Here is a 7089-nt window from a genome sequence, read left to right on the forward strand (position 1 = left end):
GCCAGACCGTCCAGGTAAGAATAGAAGATTTGGCGATACTGTTTAGGGGATTTCGAATGGGTCAAAATAACCACCTCCGAAATCCTTCGGATTATGGATTAGTTCCGAGCTTCGGTCTGTCAAGTGCCATATTCGGATAATTTATAAACTTTTGGAGCAACTCCACTGCTTGTGTTAAAAATCAAAAAAACGAGGAGCGAATTCCGCATGGAAGACACTCCTTAACTTAACGACATTGTGAATTATACAAAAATCAAAAAGATGAAAACAACGAAACTTAACAGGGATTTCAGGTATGAATATCAAATGAGCTTTTTGAAAGATCAGGCTGTCAATAACATGAACAGGATGAGATCTTTTAAGGAGTAAACAAACTTAATCTGCTCCGGCTATAGAGATAGGGGCTTCTTGCACAGATTTGTTAAAAAGAAAAGCCATCCGGTTTGACACTGGATGGCGGCTGCATTAATGCAGCTTTTACAAAACCTCTTTTCCTTTTTCTTTTCTTTTAATTTATCGCAGCAATTCTGATGGGAAATCAGAATCCTTTTTCAAACTGTGATTGATAAGTTTCATCCATTGTGGTGACTGGTAATGGATCAACGCCGGATTGATTATCCATCATCGATGAAAGTTTTAACCGGGTCGGTTCAAGCAGAGATTCCGGGTTTACCACCACAGGCTCAGGATCTTCAAAATCCATTGAAACTTCATCATTTTCAGGCAGACTGACTAACGGAAGTCTTAATGCAAAGCGGCATCCATGCGGAACATTATCACTCAGGCTCAGCGTTCCGCCATGTGCTTTAGCGATTTTAGAGCACAGGAACAGGCCTAAGCCCATTGATTTTCTTGAATCGATCACTTTCCGGTTTCCGATATAGAACATATCGAAAATCTGCGGTTTCATCGAGTCCTCGATTCCTTTTCCTTCATCACAGACTTCAATGACCGCTTCATCCTGATCCTGGAAGCAGTGAACCAGAATCCGGGTATCTGGATCCGTATTTTCCATCGCGTTCGTCAGCAGATTATGAATGACTCTTGCGATCATCTGAGCATCCATTCTTGCCATCAGCAGATCGTCTTCAATGTCCACTTCAATATTCCGATTGCTTGACTGATGAATTGGGCGCAAGAGCACATCTTCAATAATGTCACTGATCATTTCGATTTCAGGATGGACCTGAATCGTTCCATTCTCGAAATGAGATGCGGTCAGGAGGTTTTCGACCAGGTTCGTCAGCCAGACTGAATTTTCATAGATTGCATCATAAACGCTGTCTCTTTCCTCTTCACTCAGGGAACTGTTGGATTCTTTCAGGTTTCCGATATTTCCATTAATTACAGTTAACGGAGTTCTCAGGTCGTGCGAGATCGCTCGAAGCAGATCTGCACGGATTTCTTCGGATTGCGCCTTGATTTCAGCGCTTTTTACCGCTCTGGCCAATTCCATGTTTTCTAAAGCCAGGGACCCTTCTGAGACGATGGCTCTGGCGACTGTACTTTCAAGAGAATCAAGAACGTCTTTTTTTAACTCGACGGCTACCACTCCATCAAGACTGGTGGAGGTATAGCAGGGGATATATAAAAAACGTGAATCCCGGTAATGTAAAGTGCTCGCCCCGGCGATCTTCTTGTTTTCAATTGCCCATAGCGCAGTCTCGGTTTCCTGGTTCAGTGATTCTTCCATCATTTTTGAAGAGTTGTACTGATTGTAGATTGTTCTGGATACTATTTTTCCATCTTCGTATTTTAAGAAGGCTGTGTTGCGTTCAGTCATTTCAGCAATCTGACGAATCGTAACGGCAATGACATCTTCAGGGTCTGCTGCTTTTTGTAAAAGCCGGCTCGTATCAAACAGTTTCTGAGTCCGAAAGCTGGATTGCGCTGAAGAAGCGGAGCTTGCTTTCAGAGACTGAGTCAGGGTTCCAATAATAAGGGCCGTAACAAAAGTGGTAAAGAATGTCACCATATATCCTGTGTTATAAGTGATCAGTGCGCCTCGCGGAGCAACAAACATATAGTCAAAGATAAATATCGCAATCAGGGAACAGATCACACACATGATCGCCCGTTTACTGGCCATGCAGCATAAAACAACAGCCAGAATAAACAGAGAAACAATATTGGCATCATCGAGCCCATATTCATCGAAAAGAGTACCGATAATCGCGCTGGCAGTCAGGATCATGGCGCAGATAAAAATATCCTGAAGAATTCCTTTATAAGTCAGAGTCCGGTCAAAACGCAGCAGGCGGTTGTCTCTGTATCCTGGATTGGAAACGACATGGAATTCGACTTCCGGCATTCGGTCACGCAGCTTATCGGCAAGATTATGAGTTCTGAAGTACTTCTGGCTTTTCAGATAGGTTCTTCCGAGAATCAGATGCGTGACATGATTGACCTTGCAGTATTCTTCGATCAGATAAGCGGCATCCTCTCCATGAAGTGTAATCACATCGGATCCATAACTTTCGGCTAGACGCATGTTTTCCTTGAGAATGCGCCGTTCTTCCCTGGACATTTTGGTATAGAAAGACGTTTCAATAAAAATTGCCGTCAAGGGCGCCTTGTACAGGCTGGCGCATTTGGCAGCTGAACGGATGACTCTCTGGTTGGCAGGAACGGGCGAAAGACAGGCAAGAATATGATCTTTGGAAGAATTTTCCTGAGAGTCTTCAGATGACAGATAATGGGTAGTATTCGTTTCGATAGGGGTCACCTTCTTTCCGGATTACCACAAAAAACATGTTGCACAATGTGATTATATTGGAAAATAAGTAAAGAATGTGTAGAAGATTTGTGTTTTGATTTAAGACAAAATAAAGAAAAACAATGCTGATTTTGATGATAAATCCACCATTTATTAAGAATTTCAGCGTTTTAGCTCATGATGAACGTCCAGATTCGGCTTTTTTTGTGGAAATTCGGGTGTAACACTGAATGAATCAATTGTCATCATGAATTTAACCTTACAAATGAAAAAAATCCGAGTTGTTAAAGTTGAGTTAAGAAAATCAATAAAAGAGGAGCAGAAGAGGATATTCGATATTCATTAAAAACTATTTTAGATGAAGAAAACTCAATAAACCATTGAAAGCGATACCGAAGTAATGGAAAAGATTTGCAAAAAAAGTCATTGCAGACATAGAAAGGAGAAGTGTCTAAAAACATATTGATTAAACCTTCCCAAAAAGAAAAGCAGCCAGAATCATTTGGCTGCTTTGACAGCTGCGTTGGAATTGCCTGCTTTTTTAGGAACAAGAACGATGATTTTCCTGGCGATCAGTTCGTCGATCAGAATGTAAGGCATCGCTGAATCGAGTTCAGAAAGCTTGCTTTTGAGCGTTCTCATTTCCGCAAAGACAAAAATGCTCAGTAGAGTCATCGCTGCTGCAAAGAATAAAGGGTTCATTCCTCTGCCAAGCAAAGCTTCGAGTGGAATAATTGCGGCAAAAGCAAGAAATGTATTTACTAATGCGAGTTTGATTCGCACAGGAACAAACAGCATTTTTTCAACGGTCTTATGAGTATCTTTCTTTTGTTTCGAATAATGGTAAAGCATTACTTCCTTATAAATACTGACAAGCTGAGGATTCTTTTTTGTGACTAGTTCATTGACAGTGTTAATCAGGTCCTGTTTCTTTAAAAATCGGCGCATAGATTCAATTAGTCTCCTATTTTGCTTTACCATCTCAAAGAGATGGCTGGCTCTAGCATGTTTGAAAACCCATAGTATTGGAATCGTTTCAATTATACCCGAAATTTCGGGGTGCATTGAGATGTACGAAAAACAAATTTCACAAATTTGTGAAATACAGGTTTTTGAAAGGAGTTTCTGCTCTCAAATGAACAAAAACATGAATTAAGGCCAGATGTATCGATAATATTGACATTATTCGTAGAGTTTATAAAACAAATGGGTTGGATATAATTTTGACTTTTTGCTTATTTCTTTCGTTTTATTTTTGGCTTTAGGTATTTATTTAGCTTTTGCGGCAGTAGATCAGAAATGCTTTCGGATCTTCAGGCAAAGTGCGGTTGATCAAACTTTGGAATCAGACAGTCGATAAAAATGAGCTTTAGAAATCCCATACACTTTTTCTCTGAACTTTTCCAGATTTCCATATTGATCCTTCATCTCTTTTTCCTTTCTGGTCCGAATCACAAGCATTCCATCAGGATCAAGAAGATTTGCTTTTCCCATAGAATCCATGACGGGTTCAAAGATTTCATCAACCGTATAAGGAGGATCTAGATAAATCAGATCAAATGTCTTTTTCTGATTGGATAGATCATCGATGGCCCTAAAGACATCGGTCTGCAAAATTTTGGCCTTTCGGTTTTCAAAATGGCAGGTTTTTAGATTGGAAGCAATGACGGCTGCGGCTTTAGGGCTTTTTTCAACCATAATCACTTCATCTGCGTTTCGCGACAACGCTTCAAGTCCCATACTTCCAGAACCGGAAAAAAGATCCAGAAAGCGGCATCCAGGAATATCGAATTGCCAGATATTAAAAAGAGATTGTCTGATCTTATCGGTGACCGGCCGGGTATCGAGGCCTTCTGGTGCTTCAATGTGAGTGCCTCTGGCACTTCCTGAAATAATTCTCATACTCATCGTGCTCACCTCGTGAAGGATCCGCCTGCGCTTTCAAGATATTTGTCAGCATTGATATGCAGACTGAATCGATTCTTCTCAAAGTCAATAATACCTTCATGCAGCAGTTTCCCCAATTCTTTTGACAAAGCGGATCGATCCGTATTCAGGTAATTTGCCATAGAAGCCCGATCCAGTGGGATTTCAAAGATTTCATGCGGATGAGCATAAGGCACTTCCTGCCGGATCAGGCAGAGATAGCATAAAATTTTCATACGCAGGTTTGGCAGTGAAATTAACAGAATTTTCCGGTTGATTTTTCTTGCATTATGAATGAGCCCTTCATAAACCCGGTCAAGCAGCAGCTGTTCAAGCCGATTGATCGGTGAGCGCAAAGCCTGAAAATTCATGCGGATGATGGTGACTGGAGTCATTGTTCGAAATTCAATTTTCCAGGGTTCTGAATGAAGAATAGAAGAATCGATCAGTAAATCCTGATCAGAAACCGTAAACAACAGAATTCTTTCTTCATTTAACCCATATTCTTCCGCAGCAGCCATACCGGAAAGAATGATCGCAAATTCATCCCGGCTGTTGCCGCTGTGAAAGATCGACCGTCCTTTTGGTATCACTTCATGCTGTATTTTTAAACGGGATAGGGCAATCATCAAATCTTCTTTTGATAAATTCTGAAAGAATCGGATAGTATCGAAAGTAATCATAACTTTATAACCTTTAGTGGTCTATGCAACCAAAATCTGTTTCTACATCCTTTATACTATAGCTGTAACCGTTTTCTCAAGTTCTCAGTCAAATTAGTATTCGGATTGATAATCTTTCAGTATGAAAATGGTAGATCTGCACTACAAGGGCTTACATGAAACGGAAGGGCTCCTGTTCGTAAGATTCAAAGATTATTTCCATTTGATTTATTCGCTTGAAGGACACTGTATTTCATCAGTTTCTTTAATCGTAATGATTGGTCTGTCCCAAAATATGGCTGAATTTTTCTGGTTTTCATTCAGAACGCTAGAAAGAGAACCATTAAATAAACACAAATCCAGAATGTTATGTCTATTTCAGTGATTTGAGTGTATTTATAGATGTCAGAGATTTCAGCCAGCCAAAATTCCAGTCATTGAGATTTTAAGCAACGGAATTTACATCTGATCCAGCTCAGAAAACTGAACGAATAGATTTCATCCAATATCAGGATGATTGGTTTTCCTAGTTAATCCGGGAATGATTTTTATCAAAGTGAATCGACACGATAAAACGCATGAGCCAGTCTTAGAATTGAAGAGTCTACTCTTTTTTGAAAAGATAAATAATCTGCTTGAAAAAGAGAATAAGGCACTTCAAAAAGATTTGCGTTGAATTCATGACCAGAGCGATAATCAGCCTACTGACTTGTTCTGATTCATGCCGTTGCAGACACAAAAGCTTAAAAGCAGATTCTGGAATCGACGAGAGATGGCAGAAGCCAGAAAGGTGAATTATGAATACACAACAGCTACAGGACTATATGGCTAGTTCCCTTTACGGATTAGCCAGAGTATGCGAGACAAATCAGAAAACTGAGAATACGGATAAACTCATGCTTCGTATTCTTTCAGAAGAAGGACTGGATATGGAAAGTCTTCTGATCCGCATTGAAGAAATCAATGAAGAAAAGAAAAAGATTTGCCTGGAAGATTGCTGCCTTGAACCGGCTATCAATCTCAATCAGCTGTATTCCTTCCAGCAGAATCAGACAGCCCAGCAGACTCGTTTATGGAGTGGTCTGAAAAAAATTGCAGTCAATCTGACAAGCATGCATGATCATTCAGATGATCACCAGGATGCGATGAAGTTTATTTACCGCGCTCTTCAGGGCCTGGGACAATCCGATGACATTTCCGGAACTTTAAAAGAAATGGATATCGTATATCGTCTTTCCTGCTGATCGAAAACATTATTAAAACGAATTCTATAGAAAGTTGTCGATGAATCTTTTCGATATAGCCAAGCTGTTTTCTTATCTTCAGTGTTTCTGAATAAAACGAACGTATGGACAAAACGCAAAGAAAAGCAGAAGAATGAAAACTGACCTTGATCCATTCGATGTCAGACTGAATGAAACCAAATCGAAGAAAAGAATGATTGTATGATTAAAGAGCGGATCTAAAAGATCTGACCTGAATCAACCGACCATCAGAAAAGCTCTGTTCTTGCTTCACGTTGAATGAGAACAGAGCTTTTCTCTTGGTTTTCACATGCCTTTAAAAATTTCATGAAGAGATGCACAGTTAAACGGTATGAATTTATTGAGAAGAAAAGAACTCTGAATAATTCATTGCTACTTCATTCAGGAACAAGATGTTCGTGGTTTTATAAAAGTACCCAAAACGGGTGATTTAATACTTAACACTTTTGGTTAAGTATTCGCTCGTTTCGGGTACTTTTTTGTCTCGTTATGGGCCCAGAATTATCGTCGACAATATTCA

Annotated in this window: 5 protein-coding genes; 1 reads left to right on the top strand and 4 read right to left on the bottom strand. The window is 39.9% G+C overall.

Annotated features, from left to right (window positions below):
- Positions 1–538: 538 nt before the first annotated feature.
- The 4 genes from BO222_RS01120 to BO222_RS01135 all read right to left on the bottom strand — a co-directional run bounded on the left by BO222_RS01120 (position 539) and on the right by BO222_RS01135 (position 5325).
- Entirely contained in the window at positions 539–2725 is a 2187-nt protein-coding gene (locus BO222_RS01120; protein ID WP_075817616.1) for an ATP-binding protein, read from the bottom strand.
- 489 nt (positions 2726–3214) lie between these two features.
- The gene (locus tag BO222_RS01125; protein ID WP_075817618.1) at positions 3215–3664 is read right to left on the bottom strand and encodes a hypothetical protein; all 450 of its coding nucleotides are present in this window, start codon (positions 3662–3664) and stop codon (positions 3215–3217) included.
- 384 nt (positions 3665–4048) lie between these two features.
- A complete protein-coding gene (gene rsmD / locus BO222_RS01130) occupies positions 4049–4624 on the bottom strand; it encodes a 16S rRNA (guanine(966)-N(2))-methyltransferase RsmD (protein WP_075817620.1) in 576 nt (191 codons plus the stop codon).
- Between the two features lie 5 nt (positions 4625–4629).
- Positions 4630–5325, bottom strand: a complete 696-nt coding sequence (locus BO222_RS01135) for a Crp/Fnr family transcriptional regulator (RefSeq protein WP_075817622.1) — start codon at positions 5323–5325, stop codon at positions 4630–4632.
- A gap of 776 nt (positions 5326–6101) precedes the next feature.
- On the opposite strand from BO222_RS01135, the gene BO222_RS01145 reads away from it, so the two are divergent.
- On the top strand, positions 6102–6548 hold the full coding sequence (locus BO222_RS01145) for a hypothetical protein (RefSeq protein WP_143356886.1): 447 nt from the start codon (positions 6102–6104) through the stop codon (positions 6546–6548).
- Positions 6549–7089 lie beyond the last annotated feature (541 nt).

The organism is Ileibacterium valens, assembly GCF_001945525.1.
GTDB classification, from domain to species: domain Bacteria; phylum Bacillota_I; class Bacilli_A; order Erysipelotrichales; family Erysipelotrichaceae; genus Ileibacterium; species Ileibacterium valens.